The organism is Sphingobacterium rhinopitheci, assembly GCF_022627575.1.
Classification (GTDB): Bacteria; Bacteroidota; Bacteroidia; order Sphingobacteriales; family Sphingobacteriaceae; genus Sphingobacterium; species Sphingobacterium rhinopitheci.
In genome coordinates this window covers 336,446-358,339 of record NZ_JADEYQ010000001.1, presented here as the reverse complement: position 1 = coordinate 358,339, position 21,894 = coordinate 336,446, and the positions used below count along the sequence as shown (strand labels likewise).

General features: G+C 35.9%; 18 protein-coding genes and 3 tRNA genes. 8 read left to right on the top strand and 13 right to left on the bottom strand.

All coding sequences use genetic code 11. The features are described from left to right. The first annotated feature begins 196 nt into the window (after positions 1 to 196). Positions 197 to 1,795: a replicative DNA helicase gene (dnaB, locus tag IP023_RS01625; protein ID WP_241788501.1), complete on the top strand. Its 1,599-nt coding sequence runs from the start codon at positions 197 to 199 to the stop codon at positions 1,793 to 1,795. 59 nt (positions 1,796 to 1,854) lie between these two features. Here dnaB and IP023_RS01620 read toward each other — a convergent pair whose 3' ends face one another. Together IP023_RS01620 and IP023_RS01615 are read right to left on the bottom strand one after the other, a co-directional pair. After that, complete coding sequence (locus IP023_RS01620; protein ID WP_241788500.1) at positions 1,855 to 2,733, bottom strand: pirin family protein; 879 nt, start codon at positions 2,731 to 2,733, stop codon at positions 1,855 to 1,857. A 2-nt stretch (positions 2,734 to 2,735) separates the two neighbouring features. After that, positions 2,736 to 3,605, bottom strand: a complete 870-nt coding sequence (locus tag IP023_RS01615) for an NAD-dependent epimerase/dehydratase family protein (RefSeq protein WP_241788499.1) — start codon at positions 3,603 to 3,605, stop codon at positions 2,736 to 2,738. A gap of 105 nt (positions 3,606 to 3,710) precedes the next feature. Here IP023_RS01615 and IP023_RS01610 point away from each other — a divergent pair, with 105 nt between their 5' ends. Next, the gene (locus IP023_RS01610; protein ID WP_241788498.1) at positions 3,711 to 4,073 is read left to right on the top strand and encodes a winged helix-turn-helix transcriptional regulator; all 363 of its coding nucleotides are present in this window, start codon (positions 3,711 to 3,713) and stop codon (positions 4,071 to 4,073) included. Between the two features lie 227 nt (positions 4,074 to 4,300). On the opposite strand, the gene IP023_RS01605 is transcribed toward IP023_RS01610, so the two are convergent. Beyond that, positions 4,301 to 6,475 carry a TonB-dependent receptor family protein gene (locus IP023_RS01605; RefSeq protein ID WP_241788497.1) on the bottom strand — a complete coding sequence of 725 codons (2,175 nt, stop codon included), beginning with the start codon at positions 6,473 to 6,475 and terminating at the stop codon, positions 4,301 to 4,303. 83 nt (positions 6,476 to 6,558) lie between these two features. On the opposite strand from IP023_RS01605, the gene IP023_RS01600 reads away from it, so the two are divergent. Then, positions 6,559 to 7,593, top strand: coding sequence for a helix-turn-helix domain-containing protein (locus tag IP023_RS01600; protein WP_241788496.1), 1,035 nt, complete (start codon positions 6,559 to 6,561; stop codon positions 7,591 to 7,593). Between the two features lie 21 nt (positions 7,594 to 7,614). On the opposite strand, the gene IP023_RS01595 is transcribed toward IP023_RS01600, so the two are convergent. Next, positions 7,615 to 8,295 carry a M15 family metallopeptidase gene (locus IP023_RS01595; protein ID WP_241788495.1) on the bottom strand — a complete coding sequence of 227 codons (681 nt, stop codon included), beginning with the start codon at positions 8,293 to 8,295 and terminating at the stop codon, positions 7,615 to 7,617. A gap of 127 nt (positions 8,296 to 8,422) precedes the next feature. Here IP023_RS01595 and IP023_RS01590 point away from each other — a divergent pair, with 127 nt between their 5' ends. The 4 genes from IP023_RS01590 to IP023_RS01575 all read left to right on the top strand — a co-directional run bounded on the left by IP023_RS01590 (position 8,423) and on the right by IP023_RS01575 (position 13,737). Continuing rightward, positions 8,423 to 10,696, top strand: a complete 2,274-nt coding sequence (locus IP023_RS01590) for an ATP-dependent helicase (RefSeq protein WP_241788494.1) — start codon at positions 8,423 to 8,425, stop codon at positions 10,694 to 10,696. Between the two features lie 59 nt (positions 10,697 to 10,755). Next, positions 10,756 to 11,577 carry a DUF4290 domain-containing protein gene (locus IP023_RS01585; RefSeq protein WP_241788493.1) on the top strand — a complete coding sequence of 274 codons (822 nt, stop codon included), beginning with the start codon at positions 10,756 to 10,758 and terminating at the stop codon, positions 11,575 to 11,577. 100 nt (positions 11,578 to 11,677) lie between these two features. Next, on the top strand, positions 11,678 to 13,003 hold the full coding sequence (murA, locus tag IP023_RS01580) for a UDP-N-acetylglucosamine 1-carboxyvinyltransferase (protein ID WP_241788492.1): 1,326 nt from the start codon (positions 11,678 to 11,680) through the stop codon (positions 13,001 to 13,003). Positions 13,004 to 13,104: 101 nt separating this feature from the next. Further along, positions 13,105 to 13,737 carry a YceI family protein gene (locus IP023_RS01575; RefSeq protein WP_241788491.1) on the top strand — a complete coding sequence of 211 codons (633 nt, stop codon included), beginning with the start codon at positions 13,105 to 13,107 and terminating at the stop codon, positions 13,735 to 13,737. A gap of 148 nt (positions 13,738 to 13,885) precedes the next feature. Here IP023_RS01575 and IP023_RS01570 read toward each other — a convergent pair whose 3' ends face one another. The 4 genes from IP023_RS01570 to IP023_RS01555 form a co-directional block, all read right to left on the bottom strand. Further along, complete coding sequence (locus IP023_RS01570; protein ID WP_241788490.1) at positions 13,886 to 15,916, bottom strand: M3 family metallopeptidase; 2,031 nt, start codon at positions 15,914 to 15,916, stop codon at positions 13,886 to 13,888. Positions 15,917 to 16,002: 86 nt separating this feature from the next. Continuing rightward, positions 16,003 to 16,078, bottom strand: a tRNA-Phe gene (locus tag IP023_RS01565). A gap of 264 nt (positions 16,079 to 16,342) precedes the next feature. Next, positions 16,343 to 16,415, bottom strand: a tRNA-Phe gene (locus tag IP023_RS01560). 38 nt (positions 16,416 to 16,453) lie between these two features. Continuing rightward, positions 16,454 to 16,529: transfer RNA gene (locus IP023_RS01555), tRNA-Phe, on the bottom strand. Between the two features lie 186 nt (positions 16,530 to 16,715). Here IP023_RS01555 and mnmA point away from each other — a divergent pair. Continuing rightward, positions 16,716 to 17,807: a tRNA 2-thiouridine(34) synthase MnmA gene (mnmA, locus tag IP023_RS01550; protein ID WP_241788489.1), complete on the top strand. Its 1,092-nt coding sequence runs from the start codon at positions 16,716 to 16,718 to the stop codon at positions 17,805 to 17,807. Between the two features lie 278 nt (positions 17,808 to 18,085). Here the strand turns inward: mnmA and rimK are convergent, their stop codons facing one another. The 5 genes from rimK to rnhA form a co-directional block, all read right to left on the bottom strand. Continuing rightward, complete coding sequence (gene rimK / locus IP023_RS01545; protein WP_241788488.1) at positions 18,086 to 19,018, bottom strand: 30S ribosomal protein S6--L-glutamate ligase; 933 nt, start codon at positions 19,016 to 19,018, stop codon at positions 18,086 to 18,088. A 50-nt stretch (positions 19,019 to 19,068) separates the two neighbouring features. Continuing rightward, entirely contained in the window at positions 19,069 to 19,491 is a 423-nt protein-coding gene (locus IP023_RS01540; protein ID WP_241788487.1) for an ATP-dependent zinc protease family protein, read from the bottom strand. Positions 19,492 to 19,513: 22 nt separating this feature from the next. Further along, positions 19,514 to 20,692 carry an AIR synthase related protein gene (locus IP023_RS01535; protein WP_241788486.1) on the bottom strand — a complete coding sequence of 393 codons (1,179 nt, stop codon included), beginning with the start codon at positions 20,690 to 20,692 and terminating at the stop codon, positions 19,514 to 19,516. A 142-nt stretch (positions 20,693 to 20,834) separates the two neighbouring features. After that, the gene (locus IP023_RS01530) at positions 20,835 to 21,314 is read right to left on the bottom strand and encodes a DNA-deoxyinosine glycosylase (protein WP_241788485.1); all 480 of its coding nucleotides are present in this window, start codon (positions 21,312 to 21,314) and stop codon (positions 20,835 to 20,837) included. A 5-nt stretch (positions 21,315 to 21,319) separates the two neighbouring features. Then, positions 21,320 to 21,823 (bottom strand): ribonuclease HI, encoded by a 504-nt coding sequence (rnhA, locus tag IP023_RS01525; protein ID WP_241788484.1) that lies wholly within the window; start codon positions 21,821 to 21,823, stop codon positions 21,320 to 21,322. Positions 21,824 to 21,894 lie beyond the last annotated feature (71 nt).

Here is a 21,894-nt window from a genome sequence, read left to right as displayed (position 1 = left end):
AAGTTATAAACATCTGTTGTTAATAATAATACCTTGGGTTATAGCTGAAAGGCGGTGCTTGTTTTTGCAACTTTTAACTGTTGTTAAGAATTAGAATGAGTAAAACATAGTATTATTTTTTACTTTTGTATATTCATCGAAATAAGTCATTTAAGCTATTTCCTTAGTTTAGAAATAAAACAATAATTAAAACAATATGGAACAAGATTTTTCAGGGCAATCAACAAACGTTGGGCGTGGCAATTTTAACAAGAAACGTACAAGTTTAAATAACTTAGTGAGTGGCTTGGGGAAATTACCGCCACAGGCTGTTGATTTAGAAGAAGCTGTTCTCGGTGCATTGATGTTAGAGAAAAATGCATTAACTGAAGTTATCGATATTTTAAAACCTGAATCTTTTTACAAGGAATCACATCAGAAAATATTCGAGGCTATTTTTAGTTTATTTCAAAAAACATCACCAATCGATATTTTGACCGTAACGGCTGAGTTGCGTCAATTGGGGGCATTAGAAATGGTAGGCGGTGCATACTATATTACACAGTTGACGGATCGTGTTGTATCTGCTGCTAATATAGAATATCACGCCCGTATAATATCCCAAAAATATATTCAAAGAGAGCTTATCAAGGTGTCTACTGAAATTATTAATTCATCTTATGATGAAACAAGTGATATTTTCGACCTTTTAGATCATGCCGAAAAAAGTTTATTTGATATAGCCCAAAATAACTTACGTCGTGATTCACGTAAGATGGACGATATCATGCGTGAAGCTATCAATAATTTAGAGCTACTTCGTGATAAAACAGATGGCCTTACGGGGGTTCCTTCGGGGTTGACAGCACTCGATAGAATGACATCAGGCTGGCAACCATCAGATTTAGTAATTATTGCGGCACGTCCGGCGATGGGAAAGACAGCTTTCGTTTTGTCGGTAGCACGTAATGCTGCGGTAGATCACGATAAGCCTGTCGCTGTATTCTCATTAGAGATGTCTTCTGTTCAGTTGGTGAATCGTCTGATCGCTGGAGAAACAGAAATTGAACAAGAAAAATTGAAAAAAGGTAATCTCGCGGATCATGAGTGGCAACAATTGCACTCTAGAATTGGTCGCTTGACTGCTGCGCCACTTATTATAGATGATACGCCTGCACTTAATGTTTTCGAATTTAGGGCTAAATGTCGTCGTCTAAAGGCACAACATGATATACAAATGGTGATCGTCGATTACTTACAGTTGATGCATGGTAAAGCTGAAGGTAAGGGTGGTGGTAACCGTGAACAAGAGATAGGTAGTATCTCTCGTGCACTAAAATCTGTTGCTAAAGAATTAAATATTCCTGTTTTAGCACTTTCTCAATTGAGTCGTGCCGTAGAATCTCGTCCCGGCAATAGTAAACGTCCTATGCTATCCGATTTACGTGAGTCTGGATCTATTGAGCAGGATGCGGATATGGTGCTGTTTTTGTACCGTCCTGAATATTATGGATTGACAGAGGATGAAGAAGGTAGGTCTACTGCCGGTGTGGGGGAGGTTATCATCGCTAAGCACCGTAATGGTGAAACTGGAATTGTACCTCTTAAATTCGTAGGTAAGTATGTTAAATTCGTAGATTTGGAAGAGGATTTTTCAGGAATGGGTAATGATTCATTTAGCGCTAGCGCTGGTGATTCTCCTTTCGGCGCTCCTTCTGCAATGATGCCTTCGGGATCTTTCGACAGCTTCTCGGCTGGTGGTGGTATCACGATGCCTTCACGCATGAATGATATGCCTGATGATGCACCTTTTTAATCAACAATATTAATAATATATAAAAAACGTAGTAATTAAATTACTACGTTTTTTTATTGCTATATAATGCCAAATTTACCTTCTTTGAATTCGGTAAATGCTTCTTTTATTTGCTCTTCTGTATTCATAACAAAAGGACCGTGCATTACTAATGGTTCATCTAGTGGTTTTCCACTTAATAGTAATATAATAGTGTGCTCTTCTAACGCTTTAATAGCAAAGACTGTTCCTTTGTTATTTTCAAGCATAGCAAAGTTGTCTGTAGGCACAACTTGGTTTCCATTTACACTTACCGAACCCTGTATTGTGATGAATGCAGTGTTGTAATTATTTGGTAGGTCCAATGAAACCAGTCCATCTTTATTTAATCTTATATTGTATACATGGATGGGTGTATAAGTTTTTGCTTTACCATTTTGACCGTTAAAGTTACCTGCAATCACATCTACAACACCGCTATTATTGTCTAATATTACTTTTGGTATACTGTCATGTATCATGTCTTGATAATGTGCAGTTGTTAATTTGTCTTTTGCAGGTAGATTAACCCACAGTTGTACCATTTGGAATATTCCTCCTTGTTGGCTCCATTCCTTTTCATGGTATTCGCTATGTAGTATTCCAGCCCCTGCTGTCATCCATTGCGCATCACCTTCGCTAATAATGCCATAATTTCCTTTGCTATCATGATGAGCGATTTTTCCTTGATAGGCTAAGGTTACAGTTTCAAAACCTTTGTGCGGATGAGCCCCTACACCGCGTGGTACTGCTCTAGGTGGAAAGTTTATTGGTGAGTTATAACCTATACCGATGAAGGGGTCCATGCGGCGACGTGTTATGCCCGTTGATTGGCCTACAAAAGATGTAGTGTAAAATGCGTCACCCACCCAATTGTAGTTTGCAGGTGCAATTATTCTTTCAATATTTCGTGTTTTCATTGTTATTTTAAATTTAGTAAAGCACTCTCAATAGTTTGATATTTGAAGGTGAAGCCAACATTTTGGATTTTTTTTGAGGATAGATATTGTCCATTAAATTCTATACTGCTCTTGTTGAATTCCTTCATGTCATCACTATATAGAGCGTACATTTTGTTAAACATCGTCTCTTGGTAAGTTGGAAATGGTGCTGTTGTATTATACACACCTGCCATATTTCTGTTGTGAATGGCAAATACAAACATAGCTGCCATATCCTCTACATGTACCCAAGGGAAGTATGTAGTCCCGCTGGCAATTTTAAATTTGCTCGGATGATGATGTAGCTGCTGTTTGAAATCTTTATAGATGCCTCCTTCATTGCCAAGAACCAAGCTCACTCGGAGTTTAACAACACGCTCGGCGATAGCTTCTGATTGGAATAAATCAGCTGCTTTTTCCCAGTCATCACTTAATTGTGCCGCAAATCCATATCCTTTGTTCCCATCTTCGGTAATTTCTAATGTCTTATCATCAAATGCATAATATCCTAATGCTGAAGCAGAAATAAATGTTTTAATAGACTGATTTTTGCGCTTCAAATTGTTTAATATTAACGTTGCTCCATCAATTCTAGACGCTCTAACAATTTGTTTCCTTGCTGCGGTTAAGGGTGTTCCATCATTTAATTTGGCGCCAGCTAAATGTATTATATGTTGAACATCATCTAATGCTTTTTCATCTATCGTATTTGATGCAATATCCCAAGCGTAGTGATTGGCATCTTTCGGGTTGCGTGTTAAAAATTTTAGGGTGTAATCGTTATTTAAGAGCTTAACGATATGCTGTGCTATAAAACTCGTAGCACCTGTGATCAAAACTGTATCTTTCATGATTACTTATCTTTATTAATTGTTAATCAAAATTATGGTCATTTTTTAATATATTTACCATGAGTTAACCTTTGGTAACTAGTAACCTTGATGTTATCTACAACTATGCAAACATTAAAAAATGATCCACCCGCTTGTACAGGAAATCTTTTAGCTATGCGTGATACGTTGGAAGTGTTGGGTGGAAAGTGGAAATTATTAATATTACATTACCTTATTACTAGAGATGGTGAGTCTAACTCTTTCAAAGAAATGGAGCGCAATATTGTAGGGATATCTGCCAAAATGCTTTCTAAGGAATTGAAAAGTTTAGAAGAGAATAAGTTGATTCATAGAGAAGAAATGAATACTAAACCTAAGACGGTACAATATTCCATTACAATGTACGGTAGGGGTGCAGCTGATATCATCGATAGCTTAGTAGAATGGGGGCGCAAACATCGCTTAGAATTACTTACAGCTGAATAACTGTTTCCATGTCTAGCAGCTAAGCTATTCGTGTGATTATTGTCCTACCTATTTACCTTTAATATATAGCTTGCCTTGAGATTATATGCTGCTTGCTATATAGTTGAGAAATAGTATACGTTAATTTTATGTTTTTAGTAGCCACACTTGACATATAATAGGTAATCGTACAACGATTGTTTTTTGTAAACTCTCGCTATACGATTAATTGTTAAATGGGTTGTTTTTTAAAATGTTATATCTACACCAGCCGTTATGAATCTATCTAGGGCAACACGGATGCCTTGAGCATGACGTGTCACTATAGCACGGCTATTGGTTAGATTTTTACCCGCTATATTGAAGGTATATTTCTTTTTTAGGGTATAATATAGATTACCATCCAATAGATAGCGTGCATCTAATTGTCCTGTTGTACCATTTGAGGATGGAATAATGATATTATCACGTTCCGTAAATTGTTTACCAATATAATTTCCCGATACCCTGACGCCCAGTCCATTATGTAGATTTAGGCTCACGTAATTGTTTATCATCACTTTAGGAGAATAGGGGAGTTGGTTGTTCAATACACTGTTAATTGGTTCACCAGCACGATTTTCGGTCACCCCATTGTCCCCAAATTGCGCATCAGTATAGGTAAATGTACCACCTATTACCAAGGAATTAAAAGAACCCATAGCGCGTGCTATATCGTAATCTATACTTATTTCTGCCCCTTTATGTTTACTTTTTCCTCCATCAGCAAATCCACTTCCTGCAGTAGCTAGTGTAACTGGGATTTGTTGATTTTGAAAATCTAAGTAAAATATAGATGGAGCAATATTAAGGTAGTCGCCAAGAGCAATTCTTGCCCCAAGGTCATAGTTGACACTTTCTTCTTTATTGATGAAATCAACAGATCCTGCCACATTGATCGCATTACGTAGTACTGGAGGAGCAAATCCTTTATGTACTCCTGCAAATAATACGATTTCATTATTTATCGTGTAGTTGACGCCAGCGCCAGGGATAAATGCAAACACTGATCTCTCATTGGTGACGTCAAGTGGGTTGTCTGTTGTTTTGTATATTAGTCTTTTCATATCATAATTTTCTATTCTAAAACCTACATTAGCAGATAGTTTTTTTGTTATTTGAAAATCATTTACAGCGTACATACTTAAGGCAAAACCCGATCGTTTTTCATTATTGTTACTAGGCCCATTGAAGCCATCATATCTGGACGTCACTGCTTGTTCGTACGCGGTTTCCCACATGGCACGAACGCCTGTTTTTAGGGTGTTATCAATATTAAATAATTGGTGTCTAATGTTGAAGCGAGGCTCAATACCTTTGACTACGTATTGTCTATTACGCCATAATGCATCCTCTCTAAAAAATATAGAATTTTGATCTGCTCCATCTCCTATGATTCGTTCATAAGTACGATCAGGGTTATTCACGCGGTCAAAATTCTGTCTTCTCCAATTTCGACGGATATAATAAGCAAATGCATTGGTTTGCAAATCAATATTGGCATTAATTTTATAATTATGAACTAAGGAAGCGCTGTATTTATCAAGTAGCATTAGGTCATTTGGTGCGATATTTACCTGATCCCAATTGCCTGCATCATACATGGTTTGTGTAAGACCTATGTAGGTAGCGTTGGATTCTTCATTATAAAATCCAAATTTAAAGCCTAACTGCGATTTCTCACTTACTTTATAATTAAACTTTGCGGTAGCTTCGTTCACCACAAAATTAAGCGGGCCTAGATTGTCTGCGCGTTTATGTAGGTAGTTGATGGTATATCCTGCATCTCCTATTGTATTGCCATGGCTTCCGTAAGCAGTAAAGAAACCTCCTTTTCCACCGTTTATTTTTACCCTATTCGTTAACTCTGTAGGAGGGTTGGCTGTGATAAAGTTTACTACACCACCTACTGTTTGTGGTCCAAAAAGAAGTTGGCCGCTACTCTTTAATACTTCAACACCTGTCATACGGTCGATAGTAGGGCTGAAATACATCTGTGGCTCTCCATATGGGTTCAATGTGACTGGGATACCATCTTCCAGTACTAATACTTTGGTAGACCGTTGTGGATTTAGACCATGTATACCGATATTTAATCGTAAGCCTGCCGCTTCTTCATCATTAATATAGATGCCTGGCACTTTACGTAATAAATCACCTGCACTTATGGGTGCTATTTCTTTTATCTCTTTGTTCGAGATGATATTTACTGTGCCGGGGACATTTTTAAAAACACGTTTTGGATCTTCAGCTACCACTCTTACTTGTGCTAAGTTTGTAGTATCTCGTTCTTTTTCTTGCGCTATTGCAGTAATCGTTATACTGCTAAATATACAAATGGCCGTATACTTATATAATTGACCTTTGTTTCTTAGTTTTTTCATGAATTTGTGTTTTATTTCAATAACTTTGTTAACTTTAAATTTAATTAGTCTAATTAAGATTATAAAAATATCGTTTATAGATAATGAAAAGGGGAATATTAAATACGCAAATAGGAAAAATTGAAAATATACCATTGAATATTAACACATCACGTAATATGGTTGCACTGAGTTTTGATATTAATGAGGTGAAAAAGAGCTTTTTGAATGAATACTATACTAGCTACCTAACCGATATAGGGAATAAACTAGATGTCTATGAGGTAATTGTTGGGGCGGGGATGTACTTGATGCATGGTACAATCATACCGCATGAAATAGTATGTATTGAAATCGAAGCTAAAAGTGATTATGTATATTTTGTATTTGTATTAGAAAATAATCGTTCTTATGGTATTATTGATGATGAAAGTTTGATACAGCTAATCCCTATTTTTTCATTACAACAAATGGCTTTTATCCGGAAGAAGGGGTCTTTTATGCACCTACATCTTGATAAAAACAAACCAAGTACTGTTTTTGAAATGAGTTTTTCTGTGGATTATTTATTAGATCTCTTATCTGAGAAGCATTTTTTATATCAAAAGTTGAATATTTCTAGGGACAGGTTAAATTCTTCTTTACTCTATGATTTTCCAACGGTATTGGATCCAAAGATGAAATCTATATTGTATGATATGATATATTGTCGGTATTCCGAAGTGGCAAAAAACTTGTATATAAAAGGTAAGCTGCTTGAATTTTTTGCCTTGCTACAAATTCAAATGGAGAATAAAATAGCATTAACTACAACGACTGTAGTTTCTAAAATAGAAAGACAAAGAATGATGGAGGCTAAAGATATCATACTCGCCAATCTGTTGTTTCCGCCTACAATTGTAGAGTTGGCTCGATTGTTAGGGACAAATGCCTGTTATTTGAAGCAAAATTTTAAATTGGTTTTTGGCTCCACGATTTATGGGTATATCAAACAAGTGAAGATGGAACGTGCCCGTAAATTATTAATGCAGAAAAATAATATCAATGAAGTAGCTCGTGTAATCGGCTATAAACACGCTAATCATTTTTCTGCAGCATTTAAAAAACATTTTGGCTATGTGCCTAATAAAGTGGGGTAGAGACGTACATTAGAATTGGTACTATTGTATTATGAAATCAAAGTATGTTTCTTTGTAGGGTTCATTTTTATAGGTATAGTGCCACCATTCTTTAGCATACGGTTTGAAGCCATATTTTACCATTACTGATTTTAAAAGCGCTCTATTTTTTCTCTGCGTAGTATTTACTCCTGTATAATCATGTGCTGATTGGGGCCCTAAAAAGTCAAAAATAGTGCCCATATCAAGCTCTTTTTTTGTTTTAAGATCTATTATTGTTAGATCTATCGTGCTTCCTCTGCTATGACCAGATTTGCTAGCGATATAACCATCTTTAAAGAGGTTTCTTTTGTCTACGGATGGGTAGTACTTGGCCTTTGTCAAGGTGTCATTTATGGCCGTGGCCCATTGTTTGAAATGATTTACGGCACGCTGCGGACGGTAGGCGTCAAATATTTTGAGGCCTAAATTTTTGCTATTTAACTCTTTTTCTACCTTTGCTAATGCTTCAGTAGCAGACTTTGTAAAAATAGCCACCTCTTTGGTATAGCCTTTCACTGGTTTGCCAATAAAATTGTCACTCCCGTAATATCGGATATCGGTCTGTATATTAGGGATGTAATCTGTTATATAGACGAATCCTTGGGGTAGCTTATTCGTTTTTTGCTGTGCATAACTAGACGATACGAGTAGTAAGGTAAATACTATAAATAGGTTTTTCATTTGTCTGTAATTGTAGTCTTTCTAAAGGTATATATTTATGTTAATAAATGATAGTAAATTAACGCTTATTGCTACAAATTGTGTAGCTTTACAACCTATTTTCTAACGGATAAAAATTCGACATACTTTGGATTATTTAGCAGGATTAAATCCTACACAACGAGCAGCGGTAGAACAAACCGAAGGGCCGGTGATGATTGTGGCAGGTGCAGGTTCAGGAAAAACACGTGTTATTACTTATAGAGTAGCCCATTTGATACGAAAAGGTATAGATCCTTTTAATGTTTTAGTACTGACGTTTACAAACAAGGCAGCAAAAGAAATGAGAGAGCGTATCACAAAAGTGGTAGGCTCGGAAGCGAAAAATATATGGATGGGTACTTTTCACTCTATTTTTGCACGTATATTGCGTGTAGAAGCGGAGCTGATTGGTTATCCTAAGAATTTTACTATCTACGATACTGACGATACAAAAAGTTTATTGCGTGCTATTCTCAAAGAGATGAATTTGGACGATAAATTGTATAATGTCAATCAAGTATATGGTAGGATATCTTCTGCAAAGAATAATTTGATTTCTCCGCAGGAGTACAATAAAAATGAAGCCCTATTAGCGGAAGACCGTGAAAATGGGCGCCCTCAGCTCGGGGAGATTTATATGACTTATGCCCAGCGTTGTTATCGTGCTGGCGCAATGGATTTTGATGATTTGCTTTTCAAGACTAATGTTTTGTTAAATAAGCACCCTGAAGTATTACACAAGTATCAGCATCAATTTAGGTATTTGATGGTGGATGAGTATCAAGATACTAACTTTTCACAGTATCTGATTGTTAAGCGATTAGCTGCGGTAAATGAAAATATATGTGTCGTTGGTGATGATGCCCAAAGTATATATGCTTTTCGGGGGGCTAATATTCAGAATATATTAAATTTTCAGAAAGATTATCCTGATGTTAAAGTCTTCAAATTAGAGCAAAATTACCGCTCTACGAAGATGATTGTTAATGCCGCGAATAGCATTATAGCAAATAACAAGAATCAGCTAGAGAAGAATGTGTTCTCAGATAATGAAGAAGGGGAAAAGATAAAAGTAGCAAGAGCATATTCTGATAATGAAGAAGGGAAGATTGTTGCCGAAGCAATTGTGCAAGAGCAAGCGTTGAGTGGTGGCTTGTATAAAGACTTTGCTATTTTGTACCGTACCAATGCACAGTCACGTGCTATGGAGGAGTCTTTACGTAAATTAAACGTACCTTATAAGATATACGGAGGAACTTCTTTTTACCAGCGTAAGGAAATTAAGGATTTAATTTCGTATTTTAGGCTTACTTATAATCCAAATGACGAGGAAGCTTTGAAGCGAGTGATCAATTACCCGCGTAGAGGGATTGGTGATACCACTTTAGATAGGATTATTGTTGCTGCAGATCAACATAAATATCGTCTTTGGGATGTCGTTGGTAATGCGCAGATGTTCTTGGATGGTAGAAGTGCCACATCGGTTGTGAATTTTGCAACGATGATTAAAAGTTTTCAGGCCATCGGTAATAGTGGTAATGCCTTTGATACAGCGATGCATATTGCACAGCATTCGGGTATTCTTAAAGATTTGTATGAAGACAAATCTGTAGAAGGCCTCGCTCGATATGAGAATATTCAAGAATTACTGAATGGTATTAAGGAATTTTCTGAGCGCGAAGATCTTGAAGAAAAAAGTTTGGACATATTTTTGCAAGACGTAGCATTATTGACAAATGATGATAACGATAAAAATCCTAATGCAGATACAGTTTCTTTAATGACAATTCATTCTTCTAAAGGATTGGAATTTAAAAATGTATTTATTGTTGGATTGGAAGAGAATTTATTCCCTTCCCAATTATCCGTAAATTCGCGTTCTGAGCTAGAGGAAGAAAGACGTTTGTTTTATGTTGCGGTAACACGTGCAGAAACGAAATTGCACCTTTCTTATGCCACGTCCAGATATCGTTGGGGTTCATTAAATAATTGCGAACCGAGTCGTTTCTTAGATGAATTAAACCCTGCTTGTTTGAACCTTGATTTCAAACCACGGATGCCATCTAATTTTGATGAAGGGTTTAAGTCTGATAAAATAGCGTGGCAACAAAAGGATAAGGATACTTTTAGTAAGCCTAAGCCCAAAGTCATAAAGACGACTTCTATATTACCGAAGGCCCATGTACCTACAGAAGGATTTGCTCCTTCGGATACAAGTGGATTACAAGTAGGTATGGATGTAGAGCATGAACGCTTTGGTTTTGGTAAGGTCATTAATCTTGAAGGGAATAAGCCAGATATTAAAGCAACTATTTTCTTCAAAGAGTTGGGACAGAAACAATTGTTGCTTAAATTTGCAAAACTTAGAATAGTTATTTAGCAACTATAAAATAGAAAACAATAAATAACGTTATTATTAAAAACGTTTAATATCACAATATGAATTTTGATTATAACAGTACGCGTCCTAACCTAATCTTGGCGGAATATGGTAGGAATGTACAAAATATGGTAGACTATATTTGTACAGTGCCTTCCAAGGAAGAACGTAATAGATTAGCTCAGGTAGTTATAGATATGATGGGGGTATTAAACCCGCATTTAAGAGATGTCTCTGATTTTAAGCATAAGCTTTGGGATCACTTATATATTATTTCCGATTTTAAAATCGATGTTGACTCGCCTTATCCAATACCAAATAGAGACGAGATCAGACATAAGCCTCAGCCTATCGCTTATCCTCAAAATAGAATCCGCTTTAAGCATTATGGTCATATTGTAGAGAAAATGATCGCTAAGGCAATGGCTGCTTCAACAGATGAAACGAAGCTTAAAATGGCAACAAGTATTGCTAATTTTATGAAAATGGCATATTCTACGTGGAACAAAGATTCAGTTACGGATCAACATATTATTCAAGACTTATCTGATTTATCGGGTGGAGTTTTGCGTTTAGCGGAAGATACGGTATTAACGAAGTCGGATTTCCGTACACCGCCTCCAGGAAATCGTGCGAAGGGAACAAATACTCCTGCTAATAACTCAAACAATAATAATCATAGACAACAATCTACGGGTTATAATAATAAAAGAACACATAGCGGTGGTAGTTATAGCAATAATAACAACAATAGGGATAACAATAGAGATAATAACAATAGGGATAATAATGGTAAGAGACGCATGAATAATACCAATTCATCAAGTAGCTCTAATACTACTAATAAGCGCCCTTATCAAAATAATAATTACAAGAAATAAAAGTAACGACATATTTCGTTCTTTGATAAGTAACTAATCTCAATGTATTGGTTACTTTTCTTATTTAAGAAATATTCGTATTTTACTACAAATACAGACTATGAACGCATTTGAAATTCAAGGTGGAAAACCATTAAAAGGAGAAATCATTCCTCAGGGAGCAAAGAATGAGGCTCTTCAAATTTTATCAGCCGTATTATTAACAGAAGAAAAAATGACGATTAGTAATGTTCCTAATATTAAGGACGTTAACAAACTAATCGACTTATTGCGTTCCTTAGGAGTTAAGGTTAATCAATTAAATAAAGATACATACGAATTTGAAGCTAAAGATGTAAATATTGACTACTTTACATCCGAAGAATTTAAAGAAAAAGGCGGTAGTTTACGTGGCTCTATTATGATCGTAGGCCCTTTATTAGCACGATTTGGTAAAGCTGCTATCCCTAAACCTGGAGGGGATAAAATTGGCCGTAGAAGATTAGATACTCACTTTTTAGGTTTTGAAAAGTTAGGTGCTAAGTTTGTATATGATGCCGAAAATCATTTCTTCAATGTGGATGCAACCGAATTGCAAGGTGCTTATATCTTGATGGATGAAGCCTCCGTAACGGGGACAGCGAATATTGTAATGGCTGCAGTATTAGCAAAGGGTACAACGACAATTTATAACGCCGCTTGTGAGCCATATTTACAACAATTGTGCAAAATGTTGAACCGTATGGGGGCTAATATCTCTGGAATCGGTTCTAATCTTTTGACAATCGAAGGTGTAGAAAAATTGGGCGGAACAGCGCATCGTATGTTACCAGATATGATTGAAATAGGTTCTTTCATTGGTTTAGCAGCGATGACAGGATCAGAGATTACTATCAAGGATGTACATTATCAAGAGCTAGGGATTATCCCTTCAGTGTTCTCACGATTGGGAATAAAGATGGAGTTGAGAGGTGATGATATATTTATACCTGCCCAAGATTCATATGAAATAGATACGTTCATTGATGGTTCAATCTTGACGATTTCGGATTCGCCGTGGCCAGGATTTACCCCTGACTTATTGAGTATTGTATTGGTGACGGCGATTCAAGCTAAAGGTAATGTATTGATACATCAAAAAATGTTCGAAAGTCGTTTGTTCTTTGTAGATAAGTTGATAGATATGGGGGCTCAGATTATTCTTTGTGATCCACACCGTGCTACAGTGATAGGACTAAATAAACAAACGCAATTGCGTGGTATTCAGATGTCTTCTCCTGATATTAGAGCAGGTGTATCCTTATTAATAGCTGCTTTGTCAGCGCAAGGAAAATCTACAATTTTTAATATTGAGCAGATTGAGCGCGGTTACCAAGATATTGAAGAGCGTTTGAAAGCTTTAGGTGCTGATATAAAACGAGTAGAAGCCATACCGTCAGGACATTAATGAATTGTCTTTTAATTGTTAATATATTTAAAAGATACTTGTTATTCTAGAAAGAATATTATTTTTGTAAGACTAAATGTTTAAACATTAAAATTAATAAAATGAAAAAGTTAGTATTATTCTCAGCTGTGGCTGCTATAGTTTTAGCATCTTGTGCTGGTAATCCAGAAGGTAAAAAAGCTGAAACTAAAGATTCAGTTGAAACAGCAAGTGTAACAGCAGTAGGTGAAGCATTAGCAGTAGATACTGCAGCGTCTACTGTAGTATGGACAGGTACAAAAGTGTCAGGTGCTCATACAGGTACAATTTCTATTAAATCGGGTACTATTACTATTGCTGATAATGCTATTGCAGCGGGTGATTTTACTTTAGATATGAATACTATTTCTTCTACAGACCTTACAGGTGAGTATAAAGAAAAATTAGATGGACATTTAAAAGCTGATGATTTTTTCGCAGTATCAACTAATCCAGAATCTACTTTCGCTATCACAGAAGTAAAAGCTGGCGCTACAGCAAATGATGTTGTTATCTCTGGTAACTTAACAATCAAAGGCATTACAAAAAATATTACTTTTGATGCTAAAGTAGAAGAAATCTCTCAGTTTTCAGTAAAAGCTACTGCAGATTTCAATATCTTACGTGAAGATTGGGGCGTTAGCTACGCTGGTAAAAAAGATGATTTAATCTCTAAAGAGATCAATTTCAAAGTTACTTTAGTTGCTAAGAAATAGTAACCTTTACATTTATATAAAAGGTTCACTAATCTATGATTAGTGAACCTTTTTGTTTACAATAACTTTAGTGTTATAAATGTTTAATATTTCTACATTCCTATAAAACGTCCCTATAGGAGTTTCAATTGTGGCTTGCTATAAATAGTTATTTTAATAGTCCTGCGCGTTTTAGTAGCGCATCTACTTGAGGTTCTTGCCCTCTAAATTTTTTATATAATGTCATAGGATGATCAGTGCCTCCTTTAGAAAGTACATTATCTTTGAATCTATTTGCTATATCTTTATTGAATATTCCATGCTCTTGAAAGTACGCAAATGCATCAGCATCCAATACTTCTGCCCATTTGTAGCTATAATATCCAGCCGAGTAACCACCATTGAAAATATGCGAAAAAGAAGTACTCATTGCATTTTCTGCTACATCGGGATATAAACTCGTATCGGCAAAGTTAGTTATTTCAAATTCTTTCAAGTCGTGAATTGAAGTAGGGTCATTTCCGTGCCATCCCATATCTAGTAATCCAAAACTCAGTTGACGTACTGTACTCATTCCCTCTAAGAAAGAGGCTGATTCTTTGATTTTTTCTACTAATTCCATCGGAATTATAGCACCAGTTTCGTAATGTGTAGCAAATAATTTTAGCGCTTCTTCTTCATAGCACCAGTTCTCCATGATTTGGCTAGGTAGTTCCACAAAATCCCAATAGACAGAAGTACCAGAGAGACTAGGGTAGGTAGTATTGGCTAATATCCCGTGTAAAGCATGTCCAAATTCGTGGAATAAGGTTGTTACTTCTTGAAAAGTTAATAAAGAAGGCTTAGAAGGTGTGGGACGCGTGAAATTACAAACTATAGATACATGGGGCCTTTCTTGTTTTTCATTGAGTGTATATTGTGGTTTAAAAGAAGTCATCCAAGCCCCATTACGTTTTCCTTTTCTAGGGAAAAAATCAGCATAAAAGACTGCAACAAGATTATTATTATCATCTTTTACTTCGAAAGTTTGTACTTCTTCGTGGTATGTATCGATGGTCTTTATTTCATGAAATTGTAAGCCAAATAATCTGTTGGCTACCTCAAATGCTCCTTGTAATACATTCTCTAGTTTGAAGTATGGTTTTAATTGCTCATCATCTAAATTGAATTTCTCTTGTTTCAATTTTTCTGCGTAATATGCGCCATCCCATTTTTCTAATTTATCAATGCCATCTGTCTGTTTTGCAAAAAGTGATAATTCATCAAATTCTTCTGTAGCAGCAGGTTTTGCTTTTAACAGTAAATCTTTCAAAAAATCATTTACTTTCTGTGGGCTTTGTGCCATGCGCTCTTCTAACACAAAGTTGGCATGTGTAGCATATCCTAATAATTTGGCACGCTTGTAACGCAGTTTAACGATGTCTAAGACAATTTTCTCATTATTGTACTGGTTGTCTTGAAAAGCCTTTTTACCTGCAGCTATAGTTATCTCTTTACGTAATTCCCTATTATCTGCATACGTAACAAATGGAATGTAGCTAGGGTAGTCTAAAGTAAATAACCAGCCTTCCTTTTCATTTGAAATAGCTAATGCTTTAGCAGCTTCAATAGTACCTTCAGGAAGGCCTGCAAGATTTTTTTCGTCGGTTATCAGTAGTTGATATGCGTTTGTTTCCGCTAATACGTTTTCTCCAAATTTCAATTGTAGAATAGCTAATTGTTCGTCAACTTTACGGAGCTCTTCTTTTTCGCTGTTATTTAACAAAGCACCATTGCGTACAAAATCTTTGTAATTCTTCAGGAGTAATGTATTTTGCTCGATCGTCAAGTTCAAGTTTTCCTTTTCATCATATACTTCTTTTACACGCTTGAAAAGGTCAAAATTAAGCGTGATATCATTTCCTAGAGCTGATAATTTTGGCGCTATTTCTTGCGCTATCTTCTCTAATTCATCATTGGTTTCCGCTGAATGAAGATTGAAAAATATATTAGATAATCTATCTAAAGCCATGCCTGAATAGGCTAATGCTTCAATTGTATTTGCGAAGGTTGGAGATTCTGGATTATTTACGATAGCATCTATCTCTGTCTTAGTGCTTGCAATAGCTTCTTCGAAAGCAGGGAGATAATCCTCATTTTTTATTTGAGAAAATGGAGCTGTATCATGGATGGTATTGAATTTCTCTGTTAAAATAGCCATAAGTTAAATTTACTAATAAATTGATGATGTATATCTATAGAAATTGATAACATAAAAAAAAGCCTTCTCGGTGTGAGAAGGCTTTTTGGTGGTGCCAGCTGGATTCGAACCAGCGACACAAGGATTTTCAGTCCTTTGCTCTACCAACTGAGCTATGGCACCATGTTGATTATTTGTCGTTGTCAACGATACAAATATAGAACTATGTTGATTGAAAACAAAATGTTTTTTGCGATATGCTACTAAAGTGCTTTTAGTGAGTGTGATAATTTTTTTATGGGTTTGAATGGAATCAATTTACCCATAAAAATTACGCTTTAACCTATTATTTTTGCTTAAACATAACTTTTGTGCATGATCCATCTGACCTTTTTATAGAAATTAATAACATAAAAAAAGCCTTCTCGGTGTGAGAAGGCTTTTTAGTGGTGCCAGCTGGATTCGAACCAGCGACACAAGGATTTTCAGTCCTTTGCTCTACCAACTGAGCTATGGCACCTTTAAGTTTTTGATTGGAAACTGTTACTTTCAGTTTTGTGGTGGTGCCAGCTGGATTCGAACCAGCGACACAAGGATTTTCAGTCCTTTGCTCTACCAACTGAGCTATGGCACCTTTTTTTGCTGTCCCCTTATTGGGTATTGCGATGCAAATCTAGCTTCTTTTTTTGAATTTTAAAACTTTTATTGAAAAAAAAATGGGTTAATTTGCAATGCGCTGATTTTGACTACAATAAAATTGCAATAAATAAACACATCATAATCTTAATTAGGGTATCTTTGCACTTTATTGTAATTTGATATGAGTAAAAAGGGTAGAGTACTGGTAGCGATGAGCGGTGGATTGGATAGTTCAGTAGCTGCTGTGATGTTGCATGAGCAAGGGTATGAAGTAATCGGTATAACGATGAAAACTTGGGATTACGCAACGTCTGGTGGTTCATCCAAAGAAACTGGCTGTTGTAGCTTAGACAGTATTAATGATGCTAGAACATTGGCGGTAAACTACGGTTTTCCGCATTATATATTAGATATTCGTAACGAGTTTGGTGATTATGTAATCGACAATTTTGTGGATGAATATATTGCTGGTCGTACACCTAATCCATGCGTATTGTGTAATACACATATCAAGTGGGAAGCCTTGATAAAGCGTGCTGACAAATTAGATTGTGAGTTTATTGCAACAGGGCACTATGCTAATATTCGTAAACATGAAAACGGTCGTCATGTAATCTCCAAAGGATTAGATGAGAATAAAGATCAATCATATGTGCTGTGGGGCGTATCGCAAGAGAATTTGGCGCGTACACAATTCCCATTAGGGTCTTTCCGTAAAACAGAAATTAGACAGATGGCTTTGGATATGGGGCAACACGAAATAGCGAATAAGTCGGAGTCTTATGAGATATGTTTTGTGCCTAATAATGATTATCGTGACTTCTTGAGAAATAAAAGACCGACCTTAGATCAAGAGATTGGTCCAGGTAATTTTATACTATCTGATGGTACTGTAGTGGGGAAACATATTGGCTATCCATATTTCACGATTGGACAGCGCAAAGGGCTAGGTATAGCTTTAGGTAAGCCAATGTTTGTGATAGAGATATTACCAGAGAGTAATTCTGTGATGTTAGGTGAGGAGCACGAATTAGAGCGTTCACAAGCATTCGTACGTAATATCAATTTAGTAAAATATGCTTCTTTGGATGAACCGATGGAAGCTGTTACTAAGATTCGCTACAAAGATGCAGGTGCACAATCTATTTTAACACAAAATGGAGATATTATGCAGGTAGATTTTCCACATGCTGTGAAAGGAATAGCGCCTGGACAATCCGCAGTATTCTATGAAGGGAATGATTTAATTGGCGGTGGTTTCTTGATGAAATAACTAAGCTTTTATACGGTATTAAAAGCCTTTAAGATTGATTATTTATCAGTTTTAAAGGCTTTTATTGTTATATATATATCAATCGTAATTCTATTGTGGGCGAGATGATAAAATTATCGCTTTTATTGGCATTCTTTGTTAAAATCCATGCATTGAAGTCTAAGCAGATAATATATACGGACAAGGAAGAATCTCTCCAATAAACCGAAAAGGTGTTAGTGAAGAGATGAAATATCGTTAAGGAGAATTCCAATCTATAAGAAATAGAAGAGTAATTATTACAATTTACTTTCCTTCTTGATTTTTCGTTTTATAATAGGCTTGAGGCTTTGTTTCTGTTCATATTGATGCTCAAGATATTTTATTATTTCTACTGCAATATCTTTATTAGTAGCCTTTTCAATGCCTTCTAATCCAGGAGATGAATTAACTTCTAAGATTAGTGGACCACGTGAAGATGGTAACATATCAACGCCAGCTATCGTTAAACCCATAGCACGAGCGGCAGCAATTGCTGTTTCTTTTTGTTGACGTGTTAGCTTTACGATTTCTGCTGTACCTCCACGATGCAAATTAGATCTGAATTCACCTTCTTTTGCGGTACGTTTCATGGCACCTACTACTTTACCATCTACTACAAAAGCACGGATATCTGTTCCTTTGGCTTCTTTGATGTATTCTTGGATCAAAATATTATTCCCCAAGCCGTAGAAAGCTTCGATAACTGAGGATGCTGCTTTTTTTGTTTCTGCCAATACAACACCAATACCCTGCGTTCCTTCTAATAATTTTATTACTAATGGTGCTCCACCTACCATATTGATCAGGTCGTCCACATCAGATGTCATACGTGCAAAGCCCGTGATTGGTAATCCCAAACCTGCTCCAGATAGTATCTGCATGCAGCGCAGTTTGTCGCGAGATCGCGTGATTGCTTGACTCGGATTGGCAGAGATCACATTCATTACCTCAAATTGACGTACGATGGCTGAGCCATAAAACGTGACAGATGCTCCGATTCTTGGAATAATAGCATCGATATCTGTAATATCTTGACCTTTATAATGAATACTAGGTTTACCTTGTTGTATGCCAACATAGCATTTGGTATGGTCCATGACTATACATTCATGACCACGTTGTGTTGCCGATTCTACAAGCCTTTGTGTAGAATAAAGCTGTTTATTTGTGGATAATACTACTATTTTCACAAAAAATACTGTTTAAATTGTCAAACAATCTGTAAATATAAAGGATTTTATTATAAGCTATTTTTAGCTAAATTTCGTTTGGATACGTCGACTAAAAATTTACCATGTATAAAATTTCTTCCCAGTAACATTGGGTAAGTCATACATGAACGATCTCGTAAAGATAGTTTAATATCAAATAATTGATCGAACATTTTTATTTTGGTAATAAATATCTGACGTGTTTCTGTTTGACCAAAAGAACTCTTTACGATACGCTCGTTATAAACGGGGAAGGTAAATGTGAGGACTTCATCTTTCTCAAAATCTACTCTGATATGGCAATTGATAAATTTATGGCCTTTTTTTTCGATAATTTGAAAATCCTCACAGTGTAAAACGGAAGTAGCAGCTCCAGTATCGGTCTTTGCTTTTATATTGAATAAACCTAACTCGGGTAAGTCAACAAGTTCAATATGGCCGATAGTAAGCATCTCTTTCTGTTAAAATATTATTTTATTCGTAAATGAATGTACCGTTGGGTGATTCTATAGTTACTTTTTTGCTTGTACTTTCTTCTACACGACCAACAATCTGTGCCGGAATACCAAAGGATTCAGAAATAGCGATTATATCTGCTGCAATTTCTTCCGAAACATAGATTTCCATACGGTGGCCCATGTTAAATACTTTGTACATTTCTTTCCAATCCGTATTTGATTCTTTTTGTATTAATTCAAATAATGGTGGAATTGGGAATAAGTTGTCTTTAATGATGTGAACCTTGTCTACAAAGTGTAATACTTTTGTTTGTGCTCCACCAGAACAATGAACCATACCATCGATTTGAGAACGGTACTTGTCTAATATTTGTTTTATAACCGGTGCATAAGTACGCGTTGGTGATAAGACCAATTTACCTGCTGTAATTTCTTCTCCAGTTTCTACTGTAATAATATCAGTAAGAGCTTTGCCTCCGGCAAATATTAAATCATAAGGTACAGCTGGGTCAAAACTTTCCGGGTATTTTTCGGCTACATATTTACTAAAAACATCATGACGAGCTGAAGTAAGACCATTGGATCCCATTCCGCCATTATATTCTTTTTCGTAAGTAGCTTGACCATTAGAAGCAAGACCTACAATTACATTTCCAGCTTTGATATTATGGTTAGAAATGACGTCTTCACGCTTCATTCTACATGTCACTGTACTGTCGACAATAATAGTACGTACAATATCACCTACATCAGCAGTTTCGCCTCCTGTAGAATAGATACCAATACCCAATTCACGCAACTCAGCTAGTATCTCTTCGGTACCGTTTATTATCTCAGCGATTACTTCACCCGGGATATTATTTTTATTTCTTCCAATTGTCGAAGACAATAAGATGTTATCTATCGCACCTACACACAATAAATCATCTAAGTTCATGATAATTGCATCTTGTGCTATTCCTCTCCATACCGAAGCATCACCTGTCTCTTTCCAATAAACATAGGCTAGTGAAGATTTTGTACCAGCACCATCAGCATGCATGATATTACACCACTTTTCATCTGCCCCTAGTATATCAGGGATGATTTTGCAAAAAGCTTGAGGATATAAACCTTTATCAATGTTTTTGATTGCATTGTGTACGTCCTCTTTCCCAGCGGATACACCTCTTTGATTGTATTTTAAATCTGACATCTTGCCACAAAAATAATCAAAGGATATGATTATAGCGAAAGTTTTTTGTTTTCCTGAGTGATTATTTTTGAGCGCAAAATAATTTTTATAAATAATTCTTTTGGCTTTTTTAAATAAACGGTAGTGTAGTTGGTCGAAGGGCTTATTTTAGGATGATCTCCCATAATTCTACTAGTTTTTGAAATGAGAATTGTGCGTTAGCTGGGCTACTACTGGGGAGCATTTGATAATGGATCGTATTGATAGGCTTAAAGTTTTTATCGTATAGTTGTTGTGCTTTTTGACCATTAAAATAGATGGAATGTATCGTAGGATTTTTCGCCAACAAAGTAGGGATTGGATTGGGGATCACTTCAGAAATATGAATATCCATTGATCCTGGACGATGTGCGGTAGCACAGACATCCCAAAGGGCTATATGATGTCTATGCAAAAAGTCTATTTTTGAGCGATAGTCGCTTGTGAATTCCTCTTGGTATATATGGAATAATATTTTCCAAAAACGATTATTGGGATGACCATAATATTGATGCTGTGCAATAGATATATCGCCGGGTAAAGATCCTAAAATTAAAATTTTAGGATTTAATGGTAGGATAGGCGTAAACGATTGCTTTATCATCGTATTTAATTAGTGCCTTTTTGCTCTTCCATTTCAAATACAGAGTCAATTTGCCACGAATCTTTAGCTTTGGAAGCTGCTACCGCAAGTTGATCACAGCGCTCATTCAATGGGTGACCATTATGTCCTTTTACCCACACCAACTTTACATCATGTAATTTGTAGGATTGCATTAATCTGAGCCAAAGGTCTTTATTTTTTTTTCCAGCAAAACCTTTTTGCATCCAACCGTAAACCCATCGCTTATCAATAGCATCTATTACATATTTAGAATCGGAGTAGATAGTTACCTGCTGTTTTGTATTTTTTAATGCTTCAAGACCTATGATTACAGCCATTAACTCCATTCGGTTATTGGTGGTTCTTCTATAGCCCCCTAAAAATTCTTTTTCTATTAATTTACCATGGTAATCTGGATTGCTACCTGTATAAATTGTTCTTAAAATAGTTCCATAGCCACCTGGGCCAGGATTACCACTTGATGCACCGTCTGTGTAAAGCTCAATCATTGTCACAAAAATACAGTATTAAATATAAAAGAGGATTTAAAATTTGTTATTCGTACCCATTACCTTTATTT